Source organism: Cypionkella aquatica, assembly GCF_030161095.1.
Lineage (GTDB): Bacteria > Pseudomonadota > Alphaproteobacteria > Rhodobacterales > Rhodobacteraceae > Cypionkella > Cypionkella aquatica.
In genome coordinates this window covers 182,012-203,783 of record NZ_BSPP01000004.1, presented here as the reverse complement: position 1 = coordinate 203,783, position 21,772 = coordinate 182,012, and the positions used below count along the sequence as shown (strand labels likewise).

Annotated in this window: 23 protein-coding genes; 10 read left to right on the top strand and 13 right to left on the bottom strand. The window is 60.6% G+C overall.

What is annotated here, in order from left to right; genetic code table 11:
• Positions 1-19: 19 nt before the first annotated feature.
• Positions 20-949: a nickel/cobalt transporter gene (locus QQJ98_RS04580; RefSeq protein ID WP_284324144.1), complete on the bottom strand. Its 930-nt coding sequence runs from the start codon at positions 947-949 to the stop codon at positions 20-22.
• A complete protein-coding gene (locus QQJ98_RS04575) occupies positions 931-1,578 on the bottom strand; it encodes a DUF1007 family protein (RefSeq protein ID WP_284324143.1) in 648 nt (215 codons plus the stop codon). The genes QQJ98_RS04580 and QQJ98_RS04575 overlap by 19 nt, the downstream gene beginning before the upstream one ends.
• A 156-nt stretch (positions 1,579-1,734) precedes the next feature.
• Between QQJ98_RS04575 and QQJ98_RS04570 the strand changes: the two genes are divergently transcribed.
• Entirely contained in the window at positions 1,735-2,418 is a 684-nt protein-coding gene (locus QQJ98_RS04570) for a GNAT family N-acetyltransferase (RefSeq protein ID WP_284324142.1), read from the top strand.
• A 70-nt stretch (positions 2,419-2,488) separates the two neighbouring features.
• Positions 2,489-3,112: a hypothetical protein gene (locus tag QQJ98_RS04565; protein WP_284324141.1), complete on the top strand. Its 624-nt coding sequence runs from the start codon at positions 2,489-2,491 to the stop codon at positions 3,110-3,112.
• Between the two features lie 86 nt (positions 3,113-3,198).
• Here the strand turns inward: QQJ98_RS04565 and QQJ98_RS04560 are convergent, their stop codons facing one another.
• The 6 genes from QQJ98_RS04560 to QQJ98_RS04535 form a co-directional block, all read right to left on the bottom strand.
• Positions 3,199-3,885 carry a dienelactone hydrolase family protein gene (locus QQJ98_RS04560; protein ID WP_284324140.1) on the bottom strand — a complete coding sequence of 229 codons (687 nt, stop codon included), beginning with the start codon at positions 3,883-3,885 and terminating at the stop codon, positions 3,199-3,201.
• Entirely contained in the window at positions 3,872-4,909 is a 1,038-nt protein-coding gene (locus tag QQJ98_RS04555) for a fatty acid desaturase (RefSeq protein WP_284324139.1), read from the bottom strand. Before QQJ98_RS04555 ends, QQJ98_RS04560 begins: the two co-directional genes overlap by 14 nt.
• A 189-nt stretch (positions 4,910-5,098) precedes the next feature.
• Complete coding sequence (rlmN, locus tag QQJ98_RS04550; protein WP_284324138.1) at positions 5,099-6,295, bottom strand: dual-specificity RNA methyltransferase RlmN; 1,197 nt, start codon at positions 6,293-6,295, stop codon at positions 5,099-5,101.
• Positions 6,296-6,407: 112 nt separating this feature from the next.
• Positions 6,408-6,869: a 6,7-dimethyl-8-ribityllumazine synthase gene (locus QQJ98_RS04545; RefSeq protein ID WP_284324137.1), complete on the bottom strand. Its 462-nt coding sequence runs from the start codon at positions 6,867-6,869 to the stop codon at positions 6,408-6,410.
• A 186-nt stretch (positions 6,870-7,055) separates the two neighbouring features.
• Positions 7,056-7,349, bottom strand: a complete 294-nt coding sequence (locus tag QQJ98_RS04540; RefSeq protein ID WP_284324136.1) for a hypothetical protein — start codon at positions 7,347-7,349, stop codon at positions 7,056-7,058.
• Positions 7,350-7,514: 165 nt separating this feature from the next.
• The gene (locus QQJ98_RS04535) at positions 7,515-8,048 is read right to left on the bottom strand and encodes an invasion associated locus B family protein (protein WP_284324135.1); all 534 of its coding nucleotides are present in this window, start codon (positions 8,046-8,048) and stop codon (positions 7,515-7,517) included.
• Positions 8,049-8,238: 190 nt separating this feature from the next.
• Between QQJ98_RS04535 and QQJ98_RS04530 the strand changes: the two genes are divergently transcribed.
• Together QQJ98_RS04530 and QQJ98_RS04525 are read left to right on the top strand one after the other, a co-directional pair.
• Positions 8,239-9,231 carry an asparaginase gene (locus tag QQJ98_RS04530; protein ID WP_284324134.1) on the top strand — a complete coding sequence of 331 codons (993 nt, stop codon included), beginning with the start codon at positions 8,239-8,241 and terminating at the stop codon, positions 9,229-9,231.
• A gap of 307 nt (positions 9,232-9,538) precedes the next feature.
• Positions 9,539-9,886 carry a DUF2794 domain-containing protein gene (locus QQJ98_RS04525; RefSeq protein ID WP_284324133.1) on the top strand — a complete coding sequence of 116 codons (348 nt, stop codon included), beginning with the start codon at positions 9,539-9,541 and terminating at the stop codon, positions 9,884-9,886.
• A gap of 106 nt (positions 9,887-9,992) precedes the next feature.
• Here the strand turns inward: QQJ98_RS04525 and QQJ98_RS04520 are convergent, their stop codons facing one another.
• The 3 genes from QQJ98_RS04520 to QQJ98_RS04510 all read right to left on the bottom strand — a co-directional run bounded on the left by QQJ98_RS04520 (position 9,993) and on the right by QQJ98_RS04510 (position 12,660).
• Complete coding sequence (locus tag QQJ98_RS04520; protein ID WP_284324132.1) at positions 9,993-10,811, bottom strand: C40 family peptidase; 819 nt, start codon at positions 10,809-10,811, stop codon at positions 9,993-9,995.
• Between the two features lies 1 nt (position 10,812).
• Positions 10,813-12,186, bottom strand: coding sequence for a leucyl aminopeptidase family protein (locus tag QQJ98_RS04515; RefSeq protein ID WP_284324131.1), 1,374 nt, complete (start codon positions 12,184-12,186; stop codon positions 10,813-10,815).
• Between the two features lie 81 nt (positions 12,187-12,267).
• Entirely contained in the window at positions 12,268-12,660 is a 393-nt protein-coding gene (locus QQJ98_RS04510) for a hypothetical protein (RefSeq protein ID WP_284324130.1), read from the bottom strand.
• 135 nt (positions 12,661-12,795) lie between these two features.
• Here QQJ98_RS04510 and QQJ98_RS04505 point away from each other — a divergent pair, with 135 nt between their 5' ends.
• Positions 12,796-13,443, top strand: a complete 648-nt coding sequence (locus QQJ98_RS04505; RefSeq protein ID WP_284324129.1) for a carbonic anhydrase — start codon at positions 12,796-12,798, stop codon at positions 13,441-13,443.
• A 330-nt stretch (positions 13,444-13,773) separates the two neighbouring features.
• On the opposite strand, the gene QQJ98_RS04500 is transcribed toward QQJ98_RS04505, so the two are convergent.
• Positions 13,774-14,595, bottom strand: coding sequence for an LOG family protein (locus QQJ98_RS04500; RefSeq protein WP_284324128.1), 822 nt, complete (start codon positions 14,593-14,595; stop codon positions 13,774-13,776).
• Between the two features lie 252 nt (positions 14,596-14,847).
• On the opposite strand from QQJ98_RS04500, the gene QQJ98_RS04495 reads away from it, so the two are divergent.
• The 3 genes from QQJ98_RS04495 (at position 14,848) to QQJ98_RS04485 (ending at position 18,361) form a co-directional block, all read left to right on the top strand.
• Positions 14,848-17,019 (top strand): esterase-like activity of phytase family protein, encoded by a 2,172-nt coding sequence (locus tag QQJ98_RS04495; RefSeq protein ID WP_284324127.1) that lies wholly within the window; start codon positions 14,848-14,850, stop codon positions 17,017-17,019.
• A 157-nt stretch (positions 17,020-17,176) separates the two neighbouring features.
• Complete coding sequence (gene dapD, locus QQJ98_RS04490) at positions 17,177-18,004, top strand: 2,3,4,5-tetrahydropyridine-2,6-dicarboxylate N-succinyltransferase (protein WP_284324126.1); 828 nt, start codon at positions 17,177-17,179, stop codon at positions 18,002-18,004.
• A gap of 36 nt (positions 18,005-18,040) precedes the next feature.
• A complete protein-coding gene (locus QQJ98_RS04485; protein WP_284324125.1) occupies positions 18,041-18,361 on the top strand; it encodes a DUF8846 family protein in 321 nt (106 codons plus the stop codon).
• Positions 18,362-18,881: 520 nt separating this feature from the next.
• On the opposite strand, the gene QQJ98_RS04480 is transcribed toward QQJ98_RS04485, so the two are convergent.
• A complete protein-coding gene (locus tag QQJ98_RS04480; RefSeq protein WP_284324124.1) occupies positions 18,882-19,886 on the bottom strand; it encodes a Hint domain-containing protein in 1,005 nt (334 codons plus the stop codon).
• A 303-nt stretch (positions 19,887-20,189) separates the two neighbouring features.
• On the opposite strand from QQJ98_RS04480, the gene dapE reads away from it, so the two are divergent.
• The gene (dapE, locus tag QQJ98_RS04475) at positions 20,190-21,344 is read left to right on the top strand and encodes a succinyl-diaminopimelate desuccinylase (protein ID WP_284324599.1); all 1,155 of its coding nucleotides are present in this window, start codon (positions 20,190-20,192) and stop codon (positions 21,342-21,344) included.
• On the top strand, positions 21,341-21,763 hold the full coding sequence (locus QQJ98_RS04470; protein ID WP_284324123.1) for a GNAT family N-acetyltransferase: 423 nt from the start codon (positions 21,341-21,343) through the stop codon (positions 21,761-21,763). Before dapE ends, QQJ98_RS04470 begins: the two co-directional genes overlap by 4 nt.
• The last annotated feature ends 9 nt before the right edge of the window (positions 21,764-21,772 follow it).

Here is a 21,772-nt window from a genome sequence, read left to right as displayed (position 1 = left end):
GCTGCAGCGCCAGCTAAGGCTATAGCGGTTGCACAAGCAGGGTCAGCGCCACCAATGCAATGGTGCAGCCCGCAATCACCTCGACCCAAGGCAGTACCGAAGCGGCGCGGTCAAACGGCAAGTTCGCCAAAGCGCCCTCGCGTGCCCAAACGGCCATGATGGCCACCCCGACCGTGACAAGTGCAGTGCCCAGACCCATCGCAAACGCACCAGCGATGCCCGCCAAGGCAATGCCAAGCTGCCATGTCAAAATCAGCAAAAACAACGCGCCAGAGCAGGGACGCATCGCAACCCCGGCGATCAAAGCGGCGCGGTCGCGCCAAGTGGTAGCACTTGCAACCTCGGCCAGACTGGGGCCGTGGCTGTGGCCGCAACCGCAGGTTTCATCGTGATGATGGTCGTGGTGATGATGCGGGGCGTTTTGATGCGCGGCGTTTTGATGTGGGGCGGGCCGCGATTGCCGCCAGATGCTGCGCAGACCGCGCGACGCCAGCCACAGACCAACCGCCGCAATCGCAAGCGTGCCAAGCGGTGCCATCACCTGCTGGGCCACCTCCTGCGCGTCATCCCTGCGCCAATCCAGCAAAGCCACTCCGGCATACACCAAGGCCACAGCGACCGCCGATTGCGCAAGGCTTGCCGCCAAAGAGATGCTGGCCAGCGCGGCCAGCGGCACCCGTCTGCCCACGCCATAACCGCCGATCAGCACCTTGCCATGCCCCGGCCCAGCCGCATGCAAAACGCCGTAAGTGAAGCACACCGACAGCAATCCCAGCAGCGCGCCGGGCTGGCCCTGTTTGATCGCCCGCACCCCGGCGGCCAGTTGGTTCTGCACGCCGCGCTGCGCGTCGATCACCCAGTGTTCCAGCAGCCGAAAACCGCCCGACAGCCAAAGCGCGCAGAGCAGCAGGGCAAGTATCACCCCCAGAGTTAAGACGGCGCGGCGCATATGACCTCCATCGCTTCGGCAAAATCGGCACCAAGTTCAGGATAGGCGTTTTCGGCATCCAAAGGCAGCGCCGCGATCGCCGCATCCAGCTTGGCGCGGGCCGCATCAAGGTCTGGCAGCACCACCCGTGCCGTGCAGCCGGGGGCATTGGTCAGCACAGTGCCCAACTTGAGGTAATAGCCGACATAAAGGGTCTGGTCGTAGATCTGCACCAACAGGGGTTGCGCCGAAATGACAATCGGGCTGGCAAAGCTGCGATAGTGGGTCGAGGTGATTTTGGCGTCTTTGTAATCGGTGGACCAATCGGCAGGCCCCGACAGCGGCAATGGCATGCCGCCCATCGACGCATAGGTGTCGCCCGGATAGCCCGCATCCCAATGCATATCAAAACCGTTCAGCTGGGCATTTTCCTCTGCCGTCAGCACGCCGTCAAAATCCGCATCAAGACCCTGATCGGTGATGATCTGCAGCGAGGTCAGATCATCATAGCTCCACGTCACCCGCAGACCCGTGGCGCGGCGTTGATCGTCGAAAATCAGCTCAAGCCCGGTGTCGATAAAGACATGCGGATGCGCTGCGGCAGCTTTCGCCGCCAAGCTGAGCGCCATCGCCAGAAAGATTGTCTTCATCACCACCCTCTTTTGCGGCGCAGATTAGGCAGTTGCGCGCGAAAGGCCAATGCCAAGCTGGTGATCTGCTCTGGTCTGGTCAGTTTGCACGATCTGGCCCTGTTCGAGGCGCGGCCTGTCGGGATAGCGTAGCGGAAAATACAGCAGGAGCGGACAATGGCCGAAGATATGCAGCACTGGACACCGCGTCGCCGCCCCGAGGCCGTGACGCTGGAGGGCCGCTATGTGCGGCTGGAAAAGCTGGTGCCAGCGCATGCGGATCAGCTGTTCGATGCCTCGACCCCCACTGATGCCGATGCAAAATTCACATGGCTGTTCGAGGCCCCGCCACAGGATCGCGCCACTCTGACGGCTTGGGTGGATCGGGTGACGCTCAGCGAAGATCCGATCTTTTTTGCCGTCATCGACAAGGCGACGGGCAAGGTCGCGGGTCGTCAGACACTGATGCGGATTGATGCGGGCAATGGTGTGGTCGAAATCGGCAACATCTATTGGGGACCGCTGATCGCGCGCAAACCCGCGGCAACCGAGGCATTGTTTCTGTTCGCAGATTACGCTTTTGATCGCTTGGGCTACCGGCGTTTTGAATGGAAGTGCAACGACGACAACCTGCCGTCGAAGAAAGCCGCGCTACGCTTCGGGTTTCAGGCCGAGGGCGTGTTTCGCCAGCACATGATCGCCAAGGGCCTGAATCGTGACACCGCTTGGTTTGCGATGATCGACAAGGACTGGGCGGTGTTGAAGCCCGCTTATCAGGCTTGGCTGGCGCCTGAAAATTTCGATGCGGATGGCCAGCAGATCCGGCGGCTGGAAGATATTCGCGCCGATCTTGGGGCTTAGGGCGCTGGCCTTAGTTGTGCCAGAATCCGATGCGACTGCAGGGCGATAGTGTGTTCACAGGAGTTTCCGCATGTCGCGCGGCGTCAAAGCTTTCTGCGCCAGTCTGGCCTTGCTGACCAGTCATCCAGCCAGTGCCGAAGTGGTGCTGTCGCAATCACCCCGGCAGTTTGAGGTAGAGATGCTGGCGATGGGCATTGATCCGCCCCCCGGTTTCAAACCCTCGGCCGATCTTGAGGTGATGATGTCCAAGGCGAGCGGAAGTGCCGAATCGCGGCAGATTTTGCAGATGGTCATGCAAATCAGCCGCCCAGGTCGCGGCGTGGAAAACCTGCGCCAACAGGTGTTTGGTCGCATGGGCGAGATGGGCATGAATGTGCTGGATAAACCCTTTCATTACGTTGCCTTCGACCAAGTGCAAGATGCCAGACAACGCGCGCAACTTTGGGGGCAAATGCTGGGGGCTGATCTGAACAATGATGGCCAGATCACCAAGCAAGAGCTGAAAGACACGCTGGAATTCATGCCGTCAGAGGGGGTGTCCGATGCGTTTTCACGTCGGATGCAAATGAAGACAACGTGTTGTCGCCAGAAGAGCTGCGCGCGGCGGTGGATGCGCGGTCACAAAACCGCCGCTATGGCCGGGGCAGCAATGGCATCGCCAAAATGTTCGACTTTGACGATGACGGGTATCTGACTGCTGCGGAATTCGACCGTGGCGCTTTGGCGTTGGGCTATGTGGTGCCGTAACCCCAGCGCCTGATCGGCACTGGGTTGCTTTTGCTACAGAAGATACTTTGCGAAATGCGCCGAAGTGCGCTCTTGGGCCAATTGCGCCGCGGCGGCGTTATAAGACCCGCGGGCATCGCAGTTGAAACCGTGATCCGCGCCATCATAGATAAATACCGGGATTTCGGGCCGTGAGGCGGCAAATTCCTGCACTTTGTCGACCGGAATATGACCATCGAGCGCACCGAAATGCAGCATCACCGGGCAGGCGGGTTGCAAATCGGTCAACCCCAGCACGCCGCCGCCGTAATAGCCGACCGCCGCTGACAGGCCGGGCAGATTGGCCGCAGCCGACCACGCCAACGTGCCACCCCAGCAATAGCCCACAACCCCAACCTTGCCAGCCTCTGCCGCGAAACCGATCGCGGCGGCAATGTCCAACAGCGCGGGACCGCTGGAGACCTTGCCCATCATCTCATAAGCGCGCGGCATGTCTTCGGGTTGATAGCCGGATTGAAACCCGGGCTCGGCCCGGTCAAACAGCGCGGGCGCAATCGCCAGATACCCAAGCGCCGCATAGCGATCCGCGACGCTGCGGATATGCGCGTTCACGCCGAAAATCTCTTGCACCACCACGATGCCACCCTTCGGCGCACCGGCGGGCCGCGCCACATAGGCATCACAGCTAAAGCCATCCGAGGCAGTCAGTCGCACCGTCTCACCCATGTTATAGCCGCCCATATAGTTGCTTCGCCTCGCGGAACGACATCAGCTTTTGCAGCTTTTCATCCCACAGATGCAGCTTCACAGATTGCAGGCTTTCCCAGATCGTCAGGCGCTGCGCTTCTGCCAACACGTTGTTATCCTTTAACACTTCGGGCAGGCGATAGAAGGGGATGCGGCTGTACAGATGATGCACATGATGGATGCCGATATTGGCGGTCAACCAGCGCAAAGGCTGCGGCAAAACGTAATGCGACGAGCCTTCAAGAGCCGCCTCATGCAGCTGCCATTCTTCGGTTTTCGACCAATGCGTTTCTTCAAACTGATGCTGCACATAGAACAGCCAAACCCCGATCGTCGCCGCAATCACCGAGGTTGGCAGATAGATCAGCAGCACCGGCATGAAACCACCGAGCCAGATCATCAGCCCCAAGACAATCGCAATCACCGCATTGGTGCCCATCGCCGATGTCCAGTATTTCCAGCCCTTGTCCATCAGCCCAAACGGCAAACGGTTTTGCAGGATGAACAGATAGCTTGGCCCCAGAACAAACAGAACCACCGGATTGCGATACAGCCGATACAGCAGACGCCCCATCGGGCTGCGCGCGCGGTATTCTTCGACCGTCAGCGTCAACACATCCCCAATACCGCGCTGATCAAGGTTGCCGTGATGCGAGTGGTGGATCGAATGGGTGCGTTTCCACACATCATAGGGCGTCAGCGTCAGCACCCCCAGACAGCGGCCCAGCCAGTCTTGCGCGGTGCGATTGTTGAAATAAGACGCATGGCCGCAATCATGCTGGATCACGAAGATCCGCACCAGAAACACCCCGTTTAGCATGGCAAGCGCCAAGGCCAGCCAGTAGCTGACGCTGAGAGAGGCCCAAGCCAAGCCCCACAACATCACAAACGGCACCAAGGTCGCCATCAGCTCGAAGACCGAGCGGAAGGTAGAAGGCTCGCGGTATTTCGCCAGCACAAGCACCCATTCTTTTGCGGAACGCTCAACTGCCTGCGCGGTAGTCTCGGTCTGTGTCATCAAAAGCGCCCTTACGCTCGCCCGGTCTGCCACCGGAGGGCCGCAGCGCCTGAATAGCGCCTTGTGTTGATTGGGTCGGGCGATGATGCCAGACCATGATTGCTGCTTCGTAAATGGTTATGACGCCAGCATGGCTTGCTGGGAAGCGTAAAGTTGTCGCAGGTTCCATTGTGCGCACACAATCGGCGATTATTCTGCCGCGGCAGCCTTCAAAGCCGATTTGCGTTGCTTTTCGGTTGCAGATTTCAACTGTCCACAGGCCGCCATAATGTCCTCCCCGCGCGGGGTGCGGATCGGCGAGGCGAAACCCGCGTTATACAAGATATCGGCGAAAGCATGGATGCGATTACCAGATGAGCGTTTATACGGCGCGCCCGGCCATTCGTTGAACGGGATCAGATTGACCTTGGCCGGGATGCCGCGCAGCAATTCAACAAGCCTATAGGCGTCTTCCTTGCTGTCATTCACATGATCGAGCATGACATATTCAAAGGTGATGCGTTCGGAATTGGTCAGGTTCGGATAGTCGCGCAGCGCATCCAGCAGGGTCGCGATGTTCCATTTCTTGTTGATCGGCACCAGCACATCGCGCACCTCGTCTGTGGTGGCGTGGAAGGAAACCGCCAGCAGGCAGCCGATCTCATTCGCGGTGCGGGCGATTTCCGGCACCACACCGCTGGTCGAAAGCGTGATGCGACGGCGGCCCAAAGCGATGCCTTCGTTGTCCATCACGACCTTCATGCCATCGCGGACGTTTTCAAAATTATACAGCGGCTCGCCCATGCCCATCAGCACGATATTGCTGACCAGACGGCTGCCCAGATTACGGTCGCCTGGTTGCGGCCATTCACCCAGATCATCGCGCGCCAGCATGACTTGGCCGACAATTTCCGCCGCCGTCAGGTTGCGCACCAATTTTTGCGTGCCGGTGTGGCAGAAGCTGCAGGTCAGCGTGCAGCCGACCTGGCTGGAAATGCACAAAGTGCCACGGTCGGTTTCGGGGATATAGACCACCTCAACCTCGTGCCCGCCAGCGATGCGCACCAGATATTTGCGGGTGCCATCGCTGGAAACCTGTTTGGTGACGATTTCCGGCACCTCCAGCACGAAATTCTCAGCCAGCAGCGCGCGGTAGTCCTTGGCAAGGTTGGTCATGCGGTCAAAATCGCGCACGCCGAAATGGTAGATCCATTGCCAGACCTGACCGACCCGCATCTTGGCCATTTTCTCGGCGGTGCCCGCCGAGATCAACGCATCGCGCATCTGCTCGCGCGTCATGCCAACGAGATTCGGCTTGCCGCCCTCTGCCAGCTTGCGGGGGATGGTCAGCACGTCTTGCGTGATCGGGGCTGGCTTGGTCGGTGTGGCGATGATCGGCGCAGTCATGACGAGTCCTTGGGCGGTGAATATGCCCATATAGGCGATAAGCGGCCAAAACAAAACCATGCAATGCAGGCTTTGCCTGGCTGTCCCGTCCCGTTCAGCGCCGAACCTTAAGTTATTTTGCCACCAATTGCGGTTGCAGCGCCAAAATCTGCTGCACCGCATGCGCGGCCTCAGCGCCCTTTTTGACGAAATGCGCGGTGTAATAGGCGATCAGGCTTTCAACCGGCTGGAAGTTATGCGGCGTCAGCGACACCGAAAAGCACGGCACGCCAGTTTCAAGGCCGACATTCATCAGGCCAGTCACCACCGCACCGGCGACGAAATCATGCCGGTAAATCCCGCCATCGACCACCAAAGCGGCGGCAACGATGGCATCATAGCGACCGCTTTGCGCCAGCTTTTTCGCCACCAGCGGCATTTCAAACGCGCCGGGCACCTCATAGGCGTCAATCACAGCGCCGGGCAGCAGGGTCTTTGCTTCGGCGACAAAGCCTTCATGCGCCTGATCGACGATTTCGGCATGCCAACGGGCTTTGACAAAGGCGATACGGGCGGGCTTCAACGACTGGTTCATGCGGCTAGCTTCCATGCAGATGCGCGGATTGGCGCAGTTTGGCGGATTTGCCCCCGCTGCATAGCTTTCGCGCAAGGCGGGGGCAATGGCTGCATGTTCCGCATTAATGCGCAGTCAGCATGCGCGGATTGACACGGTTTTGCGGCCATTTCCGACCTGCTACCCATTCAGTGCAGGATGTTAGCCCTAACGATTGCTGTCGATCCAGCGCGACAACAATTGCCGATCCCGAAAACATTCATCCGGCACCGCGCGGCGTTTGATCCGGGCGATCTTTTCGGCAAAGGCCACCTGTTTCGACGAAGGCCGCCCATCGGTTTCCAGTGGCCGCTGCTTGGCCTGCGCGTCGATCCAGGTGCTGAGTCTGCGGCGATCCAGTTGCACCTCCCACGGCAGGTTAACGCCATTGCGCTGCGCCAGTGCGCGGGCGTAGGAAATTTGCCGTTCCGTCGCGGCGATGGCGAATGTGGTGTCTTCCATAGCATCACCTCAGTTTAGCGTACTGAGTCGAATATAGAACATAAAGAGAACAAAATCAACCAGACGGCTAAAAATGCGAACAAATCCGCCAAATGCAAACAACCGAGGCCAATGCCCCGGTTGCGAAATTCGTTGAACAATCAGATGGTTAAAACGCCAGATGGCTTACTGGCACTGCTTGCCGGCTTCGTCCATCGCGGCGGTAAATCCGCGCAGGCTGAAGCTGTCTTTGGTCTGGGTGCCCTTGGCAGAACGCGCCGTCAGCACCGCAGTGGTGCCTTTCTTCAGCGCCGCCAGAATCGTCGCATCATCTTCAGCGGTGCCCGGCCATGCCCATTCGCCATCCGCGAACAGATCAAAACCGGTGCCGTCGATGTCCAACTTCACGGTAGAACCCGGCGCAAACGGATAGCCGCCCGAGAACGAGGTTTCGCCCTTGGCGCCGGGGCGGAAGGTGACGAACAGCAAAATATCGCCGCGCCGCACCGAGACGGGCTTGCCGTCCTTGGTGTTCACGGTTTCCTTCGGGCTGGACACGCCCCAACATTCGGTGGGGTTCTTGTCGGCAAAAACGCTCCAATCCGTCATGGTTGCAACGCGATTGCTGGATTCCTGCGCCATAGCGCCAGTGGCCAGTGCCGCAAACCCTGTCATGGAAATCATCGCCACGCCTGCCGCGCGCGTCATCCAGCTTGTCATATTCTACAGCCTCCAAGCCGCTTTGCCTCTGCCCGCCCTACTGCCGCTTCAGGTGCGGTTTTTCGGTGGCGCGGTGCATTTTCACTCGATATGCCTTCATAACCGAAAAATGACGTGCCGTGAAAGCCCTGCCGGGGCATCACGGGCAGAAAATCGCGCATATGTGACGAGATTTGGCTGGGGGGAAGATATGGCAGCGGCAGAAATGGTCGAATTTTGGCGCGGCGGGCTGCTGGAAAGCACCCATCGCGGCCATGCGGTGGTCTGTGATCAGGCAGGCGAGGTGGTGCAGGCCTGGGGCGATCCGGGGCGGGTGATCTTTCCGCGCTCATCCTGCAAGATGCTGCAAGCGCTGCCTTTGCTGGAATCCGGCGCGGCTGATGCGGCGGGTCTGAGCGATGCGCATATTGCCTTGTCCTGCGCCAGCCATCAGGGGGCCGCGCTGCATGTCAACATGGCCAGCCGCTGGTTGGCTGATCTGGGTCTGGGCGAAGCAGATCTGCGCTGCGGATCGCACGAACCCTATGACCGCACCGAGCGTGATCGGCTGATTTTAGCGCAGGAAGCGCCCTGCCAGCTGCACAACAACTGTTCCGGCAAACATTCGGGCTTTCTGACCACCACGCGGCATCTGAAAGCCGGTCCGGAATATGTCGAGCTGGATCACCCGCTGCAAAAGGCGATCAAGGCCGCGACCGAAGAAGTCACCGATGAGACCGCCGCAGGCTATGGCATCGACGGCTGCTCGGCCCCTAATTTCGCGATGAGCGTTGCGGGCTTGGCGCGCGGTATGGCGAAATTTGCCGCAGCGGATCAGAGCGGTTCGGTGCGCGATCGCGCGATGCACCGCCTGACGCGATCCATGGCCGCGCACCCGGAGCTGGTCGCCGGAGAGGGGCGCGCCTGTACCGAGTTGATGCGGGCAATGGGCGGGCGGGTTGCGATCAAAACCGGGGCCGAAGCGGTGTTTATCGCCATCATCCCCGAGAAGAAGCTCGGCATCGCCCTGAAGATCGAAGACGGCAATTCCCGCGCCTCGGAAGCGGCTTTGGTGGCGATTCTGGCGCAGTTGGGGGTGTTGGATGCCGCGCATCCGATGGCGCAAAAGCGGTTGCCCGCGCCGCAAACCAACTGTCGTGGCCTGACGGTCGGAGAATTGCGACTGGCTTCGGGTTTCGTCTGACGCATAACTCTGACGCCTAACATGGAAAAGGCCCCCACCTTGCGGTAGAGGCCTCACTTGCGACAGCGCCGGTGAAGCAAGCTGGGCGGGGGCAAAGACCTGCTCCACCGGTTTCGTTTCACTGTAGCCCGTTCTTTATGAAGATCGAAGGCGGCGGGGATGCGAAGAAGGCGGGGCCATTTGTGGGCATTGTGGTGGCCAAATCGGGGCGCGAATTTCAACGGGGAAGCGGCATTTTCCCGTCTCGGTTGTGCGCGCCATATTTTGCAGGGCTTGATTTGCGGAAGCCCTTGGGTAGACTTTCCATATGACGGTGCAAACGCCGACCCCTTTCCCACCACCCGAGCCCCTGCCGGATCAGGTCACTTTTGATCGCCACGAGTTGGGGGCGATTTTGCGGCTGTATGGCCAGATGGTCGCGGCGGGCGAGTGGCGCGATTATGGCCTGTCATTCCTGCGTGAGGTGGCGGTGTTTTCGGTGTTCCGCCGCACCGCCGAATTTCCTTTGTATCGCATCGAAAAGCGCCCCAAGCTGCGCGCCAAACAGGGCATGTATGCCGTGGTCGGGATGGATGGATTCATTCTGCGGCGTGGCCATGATCTGGCCAGCGTGTTGCGGGTGTTAGAACAAAAGTTGATCCGTCCGGTGGACTGAACTGCACTGCCGCCCAAGCCCCGCCGCCCCGGACTTGATCTGGGGCCTCGTGGTGTCCGAAGAGGCTCCAGATCAACCCCGGGGCGGCGTGGCATAGGTAGAAAGCCTAAAGCCTGCGCCGGTGGCTGACGGGGGCGTGATCTGCTGCAAGGATGCGGGCGATGCAGCTTTCCGTGTTTTCATATGCGACCGACATCGTATGGCCGTTGGCGTGGATCAGGCGGTTGGCATCGACGACCAGCGCGATATGGCCCTTCCAGAACAACAGATCGCCGCGCTGCAAGGCGGCGTCTTCGGCAAGCGCATGGCCAAGGCTTTGTTGCAAATCAGAATCGCCGGGGGCTTTGATGCCGCAGGCAAGCAAGGCCGTTTGTGCAAGACCCGAGCAATCAATCCCGGCGCGGGAATTGCCGCCCCACAGGTATGGGGTGCCAAGGAAGCTTTCGGCGACAGCAACCGGGTCTTTGTGGTGTTGGCCGATCGGCAGCAGATGCGGCGTCGGGATAAAGCCTTGGGTGGTTTCAGTGAATTTCGCGCCTTGGGTGATCACCGCCACCTGTGCGCCCATGCTCAGCGCGGCAATCTCGGGCGATTGCACGCGCGGTTCGGGATAAAGATGCGTGCCGGTGGTGGCGATCCAATGCGTGGGCTTCGGCCCCTCGCCAATCGCCGTTTCGGGCAGCCAGCCGCAATAGCCGTCTTTCGTCGCAAAGCCAAAGGCATAGCCATCCTGATGGTCGATGACCGTAAAGCCTTCGCCCAGCAGCAATTGCCGGTCGCGGGCACCGCCGGGGGCACGCAGCAAATCGACCAGAGGCATGGCGACCCGGCGCGCTTCGCCTTCGGTGTAGCGGGGGGCCTCGACCAAGCCTTTCAGCGAGATATGGGCGACGCGCGGGGTGGCGGGTGTGGTGCGGCGATCCATCTTATAGCCCCAGCATGGCGGGCAGCCCCGCAAGAATGGCCCGCGCACCTTGGCCAACGCCGCCTTTGGGCCGCGCGGGGGCATCGGCGGGGGTGTGGCCGTAGATGTCGAAATGCATATAGCGCGGGTGATCCGCAAAGCGCCGCAAGAACAGCGCCGCCGTCACCGACCCGGCAAAGCCCCAACCCGGCGCATTGTCCAGATCGGCAATGCCGGGTTCGATGATATGCTCATAGGGGGTGTGGAACGGCAGCCGCCAGACCGGGTCAAAGCTTTGGGCGGCCCCAGACTCCAAAGCAGCCGCCATCTCGGTATCATCCGTGTAATAGGGCGCGAGATCCGGCCCAAGCGCCGTGCGCGCAGCCCCGGTCAGCGTCGCCATCGAGATCAGCACATCGACGGGCGTTTCGGTTGCCAACGCAAGCGCATCGCCCAGCACCAGACGGCCTTCGGCGTCGGTATCGTTGATCTCGACCGTCAGGCCCTTGCGTGAGGTAAGAATATCTTTTGGTTTCAATGCATTGCCCGCGATCACATTCTCAACCGCAGCGACAATCACCCGCAGCCGGATCGGCAATCCCAGCTGCATGATCATCTGCGCCAGCCCCATCACCGTGGCAGCCCCACCCATATCTTTCTTCATCAACAGCATGCCAGCGGTCTTGATGTTCAAGCCGCCAGTGTCAAAACACACACCCTTGCCCACAAGCGTCAGGCTTGGCCCCGCATTGCCCCAATGCAATTCCAGCAACCGCGGTTCGCGCGGCGAGGCCCGTCCCACCGCATGGATCATCGGAAAGTTCTGCTCTAGCAGCGCATCGCCCTTCACCACTTTCGCCCGCGCGCCGAACCGTGTGGCCAGCGCCACAAATGCGGCCTCAAGCTGATCCGGCCCCATATCCTGTGCCGGAGTGTTGATCAGATCACGGGTCAGATATTCCCCCGCCGCCATCGCCAGCAGACGCGCGCCGTCGCAGCCCTCTGGCAGCACAAGCGTCGCCTCAGACGCCTTCACCCTGCGATAGCGGTCAAACCGATATTGCGCCAGCAGCCAGCCGAGGGCGATCTCGTCTCGCTGGGCTTGGGTAAGTTCGCCCTCCAACCGCCAAGCCCCTGCGGGCAGGCCCACAGCTTTGGCCAAGGCAAACCGCGTGCGCGCCCGCGCAGCCGCATTGCCATAGCCCACCACCGCCGCCACCACGCCGCCCGCGCCCGGGATCAGCCGCAGATCACCCAATGCCGCAGCAAAACCCGAACCCGTCAGCCACTCCCGCACCGTGTCAGGCTGCGCCGCCAGAAAGTCATCCAGCGCATCGGCGGCCACCACATACAGGGGGCGCGCAACGGCGGCATCTTCAGCAAAAACGGGAACCATCGGCGTATCCTTTGCAAGCTGCCCCGAGCCTACCGCTTCCATCCGCCGCCGCAAGACCCCGATAGATGCCAGCCGTCCCTCCTAAAACGGCGTCTGATCCATCTGCGCAATCAACGCCTTGTCCGAGGCCAAAGACCGCTCGGCGATCCGCAGCAGGCGCGCCCAGACCGCCGCAAAAGCCGTGGTATCCGAACGGTCCATGCAGACCCGCAAATCGCCCGCCACCAGCCCCAAGGATACCATGCCCAAATTCTCGGCCATGCGCTGCAACCGTCGCAACTGCCGCAGCAAATCGCCCATTTCATGCGCACGGACATGCGCCGCAAGCCCGGCCATCGTCAAAGCCAATTCGCCCAAGGCCCGCGTCACCACCTGCTCTGCCCCCGAGGTGCCAAGGTTTTGATAAATCGTCGCAATCGGCTCGGCATCCTGCCGCACCCGTTCCTTTGGCCGCAAAGCCACCACATTTTCCATCACACCCTCCGACACACCCGACCTCACTTTGCGCCCTTGTGCTGAACAATTCGTTGCTGCCCGCCAAAGAAATCTCTCGAATTTTCTGCGATTGCAGCATAACTACACGGCAAGACCAAAGCCGAGAGGATGACCATGAGCCACATTCGCGCGCTGCCAAGCTATCTGGTGCAACGGTTTCACGGCTGGAAAGCCACCACCTACAACGACAATAAGGCGTGGTATCGCCGTCTTGCCGCCAATGGCCAACACCCCCGCGCCATGGTGATTTCCTGCTGCGACAGCCGCGTGCATGTCACCTCGATCTTCGGCGCGGACGAAGGCGAGTTTTTCATCCACCGCAATATCGCGGGTCTCGTGCCGCCGCATAACCCGGACGGCGAGTATCACGGCACATCGGCCACCATCGAATATGCGGTGCAGTCGCTGGGCGTCGCGCATATCGTCGTGCTGGGCCATTCCAACTGCGGCGGCGTCAAGGGCTGTCTGGATATGTGCTCTGGCCATGCCCCTGAACTTCTTGAGAAAACCAGCTTCGTCGGCCGCTGGATGGACATTCTGCGCCCCGGCTATCAGCGCATTTCCGGCCTGCCGCCCGAACTGCAACAGCCCGCGCTGGAGCGCGAGGCGGTGCTGGTCAGCTTGGAAAACCTGATGACCTTCCCCTTCATCAAAGAAGCCGTCGAAGGCGACCGCCTCACCCTGCACGGGCTGTGGACAGATACTGGCGAGGGCGGGTTGGAGCAGTTTGATCCCGCGAAGGGCGGGTTTGTTCCGGTTTGAGAGGGGGAACCCCCACCTCTCAAGCAAAGCTCCCGCCCGGAATCAAGGCGCTTTAGCGCCGCCGGGCAGCGCCTGACCGCCCCCTCGGGCGGGCGCTTCTGCGCTGTCCCGCTTAGAACTTCTGCGGGATTGGCTGAGGCATAAAGTGCCTAGAACTTCGGTGGCTCGCCCACCCGGCGGTCAGGCGCTGCCCTTTGTTGTGCGTGTTCAAGCGAAAACAGCGCAAAACCAGGGGCCGTGGAATCTGACCAATGTGTTAAAATTTGATGAATGACCCTATCCTAACCCATTGATAAATATAAAGCGCAGCCCTTGTCCACGCGTGGACACCTATTCCAGCCCCCACCCATCCATCACCGCGACAGCCTCTTCTGCCGTCTCGACAAACTGAAACAGCTTCAAATCCGCAGCCGAGATCACCCCCGCTTCGGCCAGCATATCCCAGTCAATCAACCGCTCCCAAAACTCCCGCCCAAACAGCAAAAACGGGATCGGTTTCATCCGGCCGGTCTGGATCAGGGTCAGGCTTTCAAACATCTCATCCAAAGTGCCAAACCCGCCCGGAAACACGCAAATCGCCCGCGCCCGCATCAGGAAGTGCATCTTTCTGATCGCGAAGTAATGGAAGTTGAAAGACAGATCCGGCGTCACATACTGGTTCGGAGCCTGCTCGTGCGGCAGCACGATGTTCAGCCCGATCGACTGCCCGCCCGCATCGTCGGCGCCGCGGTTGCCTGCCTCCATCACCCCCGGCCCACCCCCCGTGCAGATCACATTTTCATGGCCGTAAGATTGCAGGCTTCTTTCGGTGATCAGACGGGCGAAAGTGCGGGCTTCGGTGTAGTATTTGGTCAGCTCGGCCAGCATCGGGGTTTTCGCGGCAGCCTTGTGTGCCGGATCAGGAATCCGCGCGCCGCCAAACAGCACGACCGTCGATTTGATGCCCATCTCGTCAAGGATCAGCTGCGGTTTCAGCAGTTCCAGTTGCAGCCGCACCGGGCGCAGATCTTCGCGGGTCAGGAACGCTTGATCAGCAAACGCCAGTTTATAGGCGGGGGATCGGGTTTGCGGGGTGTCAGGGATGCGCTTGGTGGCAGCGACATCTTGCTTCGAGTCGCGGAAGGGATGCGGGCGAGGGTCGGTTTTCTTCACGGATACGCTGCCTTCACTGGGCCGGAGTTCAGTCAGAGGTAGCGGCTTTTCAGGGGCTTGGAAAGGGCACGCCGGGTAGGGCACTTGGCGGCGATCGCTGCGGGCGGCACGTTGACCTCACGCGCGCGGCCATCTTTGCGGGGCCAAGGTTTCGCGGGGCCAGTGTTTCAAAACTGTCACGCCACTGTCGCATGCATTTCACGCGCCCCCTGCATGGCTGGCCGTGATTTTTCTTCGACCAAGGACCAACCCATGCGCTTTCCGATTTCCGGCCTGACCTCTGCTTTGGCGATTTGCGCCGCTTTGCCTGCACTGGCAGAGCCGAACTTCAACCGCATTGCCAGCTTTGCCACGCCCTTGAACATGGCGGCGGGTGAGGATCAAAGCCGCGCCAGCAGCGCCGAGATCATCTCGGCCTCGGAAGATGGCATGACGCTGGTTTACACCGATAGCCCGCTGGGGGTGATCGGTTTGATCGACATCACCGACCCTGCCGCACCAAAGCCGTTGGGCAATATCGCGATGGGCGGTGAGCCGACGACGGCGAAGATCATCGGCGGGACGGCGTTTGCGGCGGTGAACACCTCGAAGGATTATGTGAATACCTCGGGCAAGCTGGTCAGCGTTGATCTGGCGACCAAGGCTGTGGTGGCGGAATGTGAGTTGGGCGGTCAGCCGGATTCGGTGGCGGCGGCGAAGGATGGCTCTTTCTTGGCGATTGCCATTGAAAATGAGCGTGACGAAGATCTGAATGACGGTGATCTGCCGCAGATGCCTGCGGGCTTTGTGGTGAAGCTGCCGCTCAAGGATGGCGCGGTCGATTGCGCGGGCCTGCAGAAGATCGACATGACCGGGCTGGCCGAGCTTTATGGCGACGATCCGGAGCCGGAGTTTGTGGATATCAACGCGGCGGGCGAAATCGTTCTGACCATGCAAGAGAACAACGAGATTGTTCTGATCGGTGCGGATGGCAAGGTTTCGGGGCATTTCAGCGCCGGGGCGGTGGATCTGGACGGCATTGATACCAAGCGCGACGGTAAGATGGATTTCACGGGCAAGCGCGAGGGCGCTTTGCGCGAGCCTGACGGCGTGAAATGGGTCGACGGCGATCACTTTGCCGTGGCGAATGAGGGCGACTACAAAGGTGGCTCGCGCAGCTGGACGATTTTCAACCGCGATGGCTCGGTTGTGTATGAAAGCGGAGCGTCATTGGAACGGGCGATTGCCGAGATCGGGCATTACCCTGAGCACCGCAGCAAGACCAAGGGGGTTGAGCTGGAATCGGTCGAGGTGGCGACGTTTGGCGAGGTGCCGATGGCGTTTGTGGCCTCGGAGCGTGGTTCGGTCATCGGCGTTTATGATGTGACCGATCCGAAGGCGCCGGTGTTGAAGCAACTGCTGCCGTCGGGGGTTTCGCCTGAAGGCATGGTGGCCATTCCGCAGCGCAATCTGCTGGTTTCGGCCAATGAGGTTGATCTGCGCGAGGATGGTTTGGCCCCTGCGCATGTGATGATTTACCAACTGGCGGAAGGGCCTGCGGCCTATCCGATGATCACGTCGGCGGGCAGTGAAGAGCTGATCGGCTGGGGCGCGCTTTCAGGCCTTGCGGCGGATCCGAAGGAAGCGGGCAAGCTTTACGCGGTGTCGGACAGCGTCTACGCGGCCGCGCCGACGATTTTCAGCATTGATGCCACGCAGACCCCCGCAAAAATCACCTCTGCCATGGTCGTGACGCGCGGCGGCGATGCGGCGCAGAAGTTGGATCTGGAAGGCATTGCGGCGGATGGCGAGGGCGGCTTTTGGCTGGCCTCGGAGGGGCGCAGCGACAAGCTGGTGCCACATGCGATCTACCACGTCGATGCCGAGGGCGCGATAGATCAAGAGATTGGTTTGCCCGAGGCACTGCTGGCCAATGAGACTCGCTATGGCTTTGAGGGCATCACGGTTGTGGGTGATACCTTGTGGATGCCGGTGCAGCGCGAGTGGAAGGATGATCCGAAAGGCATGGTCAAACTGCTTGCCTATAACACCAAGGACGAAACCTGGGGTGCGGTGCATTACCCGCTGGATGCTCCCGCTGAAGGCGCTTGGATGGGGCTGTCGGAAATCACGGTGAAGGGCGATTGGGCCTATATCATCGAGCGTGACAACCAGATCGCCGACAAAGCTGTGACCAAGAAGCTCTACCGCGTGGCGCTGGGCGATCTGGCCCCGGCAGAACTGGGCGGCACGCTTCCGGTGGTGAAGAAGGAACTGGTGCGCGATCTTCTGCCCGATCTGGGCGTGTTGAACGGCTATAACGTCGACAAAATCGAAGGCTTTGCGATTGATGCGGCAGGCTCCGGGTTTGTGGTGACCGACAATGACGGCGTTGATGACAGCTCGGGCGAGACGCTGTTCTGGTCGATTGGCGCTATGAAGTAACGCGACGCGTCTACCTTTGACGCCGTCCGCTTCGGGATCGAGGCGGGCGGCGTTTGCTATATTGGGGCGTCGTCTGTGGCCGGCCTGATGCCGCCCACAGCGATTGCATGGTAGCGCCTGCATCGGTATAGGGCTGCAAAGCTTTGAGGAGATTGCCATGAGCTATGCCGCGTTGGAGACTGCAATTGAAGCTGCCTGGGAGGCGCGGGATAGCATCTCGACCAGCACCAAAGGCGAGACGCGCGATGCGATTGAAGCGACGCTGAGCGCGCTGGATAGCGGCGCATTGCGGGTGGCGGAAAAGCGCGACACTGGCGATTGGCATGTCAACCAATGGGCGAAAAAGGCGGTGCTGTTGTCGTTCCGCCTGACCGATATGTATGAGATTTCCGGCAGCAATGGCGGCTCGAACTGGTGGGACAAGGTGCCCTCGAAGTTTCAGGGCTGGACCGAGGCTGACTGGCGCAAGGCGGGGTTCCGGGCGGTTCCGGGCAGCATTGTGCGGCGCTCGGCCTATATCGCCAAGGGCGTGGTGCTGATGCCGTCTTTCGTCAACATTGGCGCTTATGTTGATGAGGGCGCGATGGTGGACGGTTGGGCGACGGTAGGTTCCTGCGCGCAGATCGGCAAGAACGTGCATTTGTCTGGCGGCGTTGGCATTGGTGGCGTCCTAGAGCCGATGCAGGCTGGCCCGACGATCATCGAGGACAACTGCTTCATTGGCGCGCGGTCCGAAGTGGTTGAAGGCTGCATCATCCGCGAAGGAAGCGTGCTGGGGATGGGTGTGTTCATCGGCCAGTCCACCAAGATTGTTGATCGTGAAACCGGGGCTGTGATGTATGGCGAAGTGCCTGCCGGGTCGGTCGTGGTGGCAGGGTCGATGCCATCGAAGAACGGGATTAACCTGTACTGCGCGGTGATCGTGAAGAAGGTCGATGCCAAAACCCGCAGCAAGACCAGCATCAACGAGTTGCTGCGCGACTGAATAAGGTAGCGCGTTTGTCGCGCGAAGGAGATTGATATGTCCGAGGGCAGCAAACAGCAGGTCTACACGCTGATGGTCGAAGTGGGGCGCAAACCGGGGGACGGTTTGCCCGAAAAATCCACGGGCGCGGCGCTGATGATCTATGCCAGCGGCGTGGATGAGGCCGAAGCGGTGCGTGAAACCGTGGCGATTTTGAAACAGGCCGATCTCGCCCCGCTGGATGTATCAGGCTATGGCACTTTGGACGAACGCTTGGCTGCGGGTGACGAGATTGAGGCGGAAGAACGCGATCTGATGGCGCGGGCTTTGGCCGAAAACTCGGTCGTCGTGGCGCAGATGATGCCGTTTTTCGACTGATCTGCAAAAAAGCAAGCCTTGCAACACAGCTGCGGCTTGCGTGGCGGGCGATATCTTTGGGAAATGTCTGAACATAATTGTGGCAGGGATCAGCTGGCGTTGCCACATCGCCGCCCTAATTGTAAATTAATCTTTAATGCAAGATCAGAGTCTGACGATCCGTGTTTTCGGATTGATAGTGGTTCCAGATAGTTACCGGAGGTTGCTATGCCTTATCGTATTTTAATACATGCTGTGCGCGCATTGACCGCCAAGCCGCGCACCAAAGTGATCGACCAAGGCGAGCGCCATGTGATCTGGGGCGCCGCCATGCAAAATGCAGCGAGAGTTGAAGTGCGGTCCGAGCGCGGGTTGCTTTTGTTCTTTTACCCGCGCCGAGAACGTCTGAGCATAGCCGCGGCTGGCAGTATCTCACGGCAGTAAGGTCGCAAGCCGCCAGCCGCTTTGGTGTTGGTGCGGAACTTGGTGAAAGCCTCAGCAGCAGCGGTCTGATCCAACCGCGAGCGCAGAGTTCACGCAGTCACGCGGCGCGTCGTGGTGTGCGGCCCAGCAGCGTCATCAATGTCAGCACTTCGTGGGTTTGCAGGCAGCGCAGCGGCATCTCATTTGCGGCATCATGGCCGATGGACAGCAGGCAGCCATCGGCAAAGATCAGCGCCGGTCGACCCAGATCAAGCGCTACAGAATCTGTGATGGCGCGGCGTTGGTCCGACAAGGCCGTGCAGCCATCGACCAAAACCCCGGCGGGCATCAGCACGGAATCGCTGCCGAACAAGTATTCAACCTCGTGCCCCGAGATCGCCAGCAACTGATCGGCCGAAACCAATTGATCTTGCGTTTGCCCAAAGAACGGCGCGCGCAGCAACACGGGGGCAAAGCTGCCGCGGGCTGGCAAGGCAAGCCGCGTGGCGGCAAGCAGGGGCACCGGGCCGCGATCTTCGGTCAGCAGGATGTCACCCGGTTTCAGATGCCCAGCCATGACTGTGCCAAGGCTGGTTTCGACGGGCGTGCGCAGACCTATCCATGGTGCAGTGCCGGGTGGGGCCGCGCCTTTGGTCATGCCGAACCACAGCACCGGGCCGGGCTTGCGCGGTGCTGTGCAAAGCGCTTGCAGATCGGCCAACGGCATCGGCAGCGGATTGCTGCCATGGGCGGCGATCTTCACCGGAGGATCATTGCCAAGCAGCTCAAAGCTGAGGCTCCAGTGCCGCGCGGGCGCATCGAACTGGAACGACAACCGAGCGGTGCCGCGCCCTTGCGGCAGCGGGCCGGGCAACACATGCCGGACCACGTCTTTGCCCTGACGGTGCAATAGGACAATTCCGGTTGCGGGGTCATGGAAAATTGCAAACGTACGCGGCCAGTGCTGGTTGGATTGGTGGTCAAGCAGCAGGTTTACGCTTTGCAAGGGCAGGGCCAGCTCCATCACGAACAGGCCGCGATGGATCAGCTGCGCCGGATCGGCGGATGCCAGCAGGCCGCGATCTGACAGCGCCACCCAGCCTTGATCAAGGGGCTGCAGCATCAAGTCACGCGCCATCTGCCCGCGACAAGCGGGGCGCTGCTCTGCACTGGCGGGGTGCTTGGGACGCCCGGTTTCATCACTGCCTCGACTGCCATTGCGCTGGTTTTGCGGGCGCGTTGGCCCCTTCGCATGGTATTGCAGGCAAGCCTAAGGGCGATGCGCGGGCGCTGCCATTGCATTTTCGGGTTATGCGGTGGCCAAGCTGCGATGGTTGCGCAACCGCCACAGATTTGGCAGGCGTTGCATTGGTTTGGCCAAGGCTATATCCCGAAATCTGCGATTTTCAGCATAAAGGTCAGAGTGATGCTTGCCCATGCGCCGGTCGATCCCGAGAAACTAACCGCCGATTTGATCCGCTGCGCCTCGGTCACGCCACAAGAAGGCGGGGCCTTGGTGCTTTTGGCCGGTGTGTTGGAAACGGCGGGTTTTACCTGTACCCGCGTCGATCGTGGCGGGATTGCCAACCTCTATGCGCGCTGGGGGGTGGCGGGGGCGAACAAGTCTTTCGGTTTCAATGGCCACACCGATGTGGTGCCGGTGGGTGATCTTGCGGCTTGGACGCAAGACCCGTTTGGCGCTGCTGTGGTTGATGGCTTTATGTATGGCCGCGGTGCAACCGACATGAAATCGGGCGTGGCAGCCTTTGCCGCCGCCGCGGTGGATTTCGTGCGCCAGACCCCGCCGGATGGCGCAGTGATTTTGGCGATCACGGGCGATGAAGAGGCCGATGCCCTCGACGGCACGGTGGCGTTGTTGGATTGGATGGCCAGCAATGGTGAGCGGATGACGCATTGTCTGGTGGGCGAACCCACCAGCCCGAATGAGATGGGCGAGATGATGAAGATTGGCCGGCGCGGCAGCATGACGTGTTACTTCACCGCAGTGGGCGTGCAGGGTCATTCCGCCTATCCGCACCGAGCCCGCAACCCGATGAGCGCCCTTGTCGCCCTGATGGCGCGGCTTGAGGCAGAGCCTTTGGATCAGGGCACGGCGCATTTTGATGCCTCGACCTTGGCGATCACTACGATTGATTGCGGAAACAAGGCGACGAACGTGATCCCTGCAAAGGGCTTTGCGACCGTGAATATCCGCTTTAACGATGCCCATTCGGGTGCGTCTCTGACGGCTTGGTTGCAGGATCATGCGACGGCGGTGCAGGCCGCGACTGGGGTAGAGATTTCCATGCGTGTGACGGTGTCGGGCGAAAGCTTTCTGACGCCTCCGGGTGATTTTTCGGCATTGGTGGCCAAGGCCGTGCAGGCTGAAACCGGGCGGATACCGGAATATTCCACCAGTGGCGGCACCTCGGATGCGCGGTTTGTCAAGGATCACTGCCCAGTGGTCGAATTTGGGCTGGTCGGCAAGACCATGCACCAAGTGGATGAGCGGGTCGAAGTGGCGCAGATCCATGCGCTGAAGGCGATCTACACCCGGATCTTGCGGGACTATTTCGCATGACGCTTGAGATTGCCGAGACGCGCGACATTGCTTTGTGCCGCCAGCTGCGTCGCATCGTATTCATCGAGGAACAGGGCGTCTCTGAGGCGGACGAGGTTGACGACCTTGACGATGTGGCGCTGCATCTGTTGGCCTTGTTGGATGGCGTGCCAGTTGGCTCTGCCCGGTTGCTGGTGCAGGGCAATACCGGCAAGATCGGCCGGGTTTGCGTGCTGGCCAGTGCGCGAGGCTCGGGGATCGGCGCTGCCTTGATCCGCGCGGCGGTTCAGCGGTTTCGGGCGATGCCGGGGATGACACAGGCGAAACTTGGTGCGCAAGTGCATGCGCTTGGCTTCTATAAGGCGCTGGGATTTCAAGCCATAGGCCCGGTCTATGACGATGCTGGCATTGATCATCGCGATATGGTGTTGGGGTTTTAACCCAAGCCG

Coding starts and splice junctions, on each gene's coding strand:
- QQJ98_RS04530 (WP_284324134.1), top strand. CDS start 8,239: ATGGCAGCGGCAGAAATGGTCGAATTTTGGCGCGGCGGGCTGCTGGAA.
- QQJ98_RS04525 (WP_284324133.1), top strand. CDS start 9,539: ATGACGGTGCAAACGCCGACCCCTTTCCCACCACCCGAGCCCCTGCCG.
- QQJ98_RS04570 (WP_284324142.1), top strand. CDS start 1,735: ATGGCCGAAGATATGCAGCACTGGACACCGCGTCGCCGCCCCGAGGCC.
- QQJ98_RS04545 (WP_284324137.1), bottom strand. CDS start 6,869: ATGAACCAGTCGTTGAAGCCCGCCCGTATCGCCTTTGTCAAAGCCCGT.
- QQJ98_RS04470 (WP_284324123.1), top strand. CDS start 21,341: ATGACGCTTGAGATTGCCGAGACGCGCGACATTGCTTTGTGCCGCCAG.
- QQJ98_RS04505 (WP_284324129.1), top strand. CDS start 12,796: ATGAGCCACATTCGCGCGCTGCCAAGCTATCTGGTGCAACGGTTTCAC.
- QQJ98_RS04510 (WP_284324130.1), bottom strand. CDS start 12,660: ATGGAAAATGTGGTGGCTTTGCGGCCAAAGGAACGGGTGCGGCAGGAT.
- QQJ98_RS04485 (WP_284324125.1), top strand. CDS start 18,041: ATGTCCGAGGGCAGCAAACAGCAGGTCTACACGCTGATGGTCGAAGTG.
- rlmN (WP_284324138.1), bottom strand. CDS start 6,295: ATGACTGCGCCGATCATCGCCACACCGACCAAGCCAGCCCCGATCACG.
- QQJ98_RS04540 (WP_284324136.1), bottom strand. CDS start 7,349: ATGGAAGACACCACATTCGCCATCGCCGCGACGGAACGGCAAATTTCC.
- dapE (WP_284324599.1), top strand. CDS start 20,190: ATGCTTGCCCATGCGCCGGTCGATCCCGAGAAACTAACCGCCGATTTG.
- QQJ98_RS04495 (WP_284324127.1), top strand. CDS start 14,848: ATGCGCTTTCCGATTTCCGGCCTGACCTCTGCTTTGGCGATTTGCGCC.
- QQJ98_RS04555 (WP_284324139.1), bottom strand. CDS start 4,909: ATGACACAGACCGAGACTACCGCGCAGGCAGTTGAGCGTTCCGCAAAA.
- QQJ98_RS04480 (WP_284324124.1), bottom strand. CDS start 19,886: ATGCTGCAGCCCCTTGATCAAGGCTGGGTGGCGCTGTCAGATCGCGGC.
- dapD (WP_284324126.1), top strand. CDS start 17,177: ATGAGCTATGCCGCGTTGGAGACTGCAATTGAAGCTGCCTGGGAGGCG.
- QQJ98_RS04575 (WP_284324143.1), bottom strand. CDS start 1,578: ATGAAGACAATCTTTCTGGCGATGGCGCTCAGCTTGGCGGCGAAAGCT.
- QQJ98_RS04565 (WP_284324141.1), top strand. CDS start 2,489: ATGTCGCGCGGCGTCAAAGCTTTCTGCGCCAGTCTGGCCTTGCTGACC.
- QQJ98_RS04560 (WP_284324140.1), bottom strand. CDS start 3,885: ATGGGCGGCTATAACATGGGTGAGACGGTGCGACTGACTGCCTCGGAT.
- QQJ98_RS04520 (WP_284324132.1), bottom strand. CDS start 10,811: ATGGATCGCCGCACCACACCCGCCACCCCGCGCGTCGCCCATATCTCG.
- QQJ98_RS04515 (WP_284324131.1), bottom strand. CDS start 12,186: ATGGTTCCCGTTTTTGCTGAAGATGCCGCCGTTGCGCGCCCCCTGTAT.
- QQJ98_RS04535 (WP_284324135.1), bottom strand. CDS start 8,048: ATGACAAGCTGGATGACGCGCGCGGCAGGCGTGGCGATGATTTCCATG.
- QQJ98_RS04580 (WP_284324144.1), bottom strand. CDS start 949: ATGCGCCGCGCCGTCTTAACTCTGGGGGTGATACTTGCCCTGCTGCTC.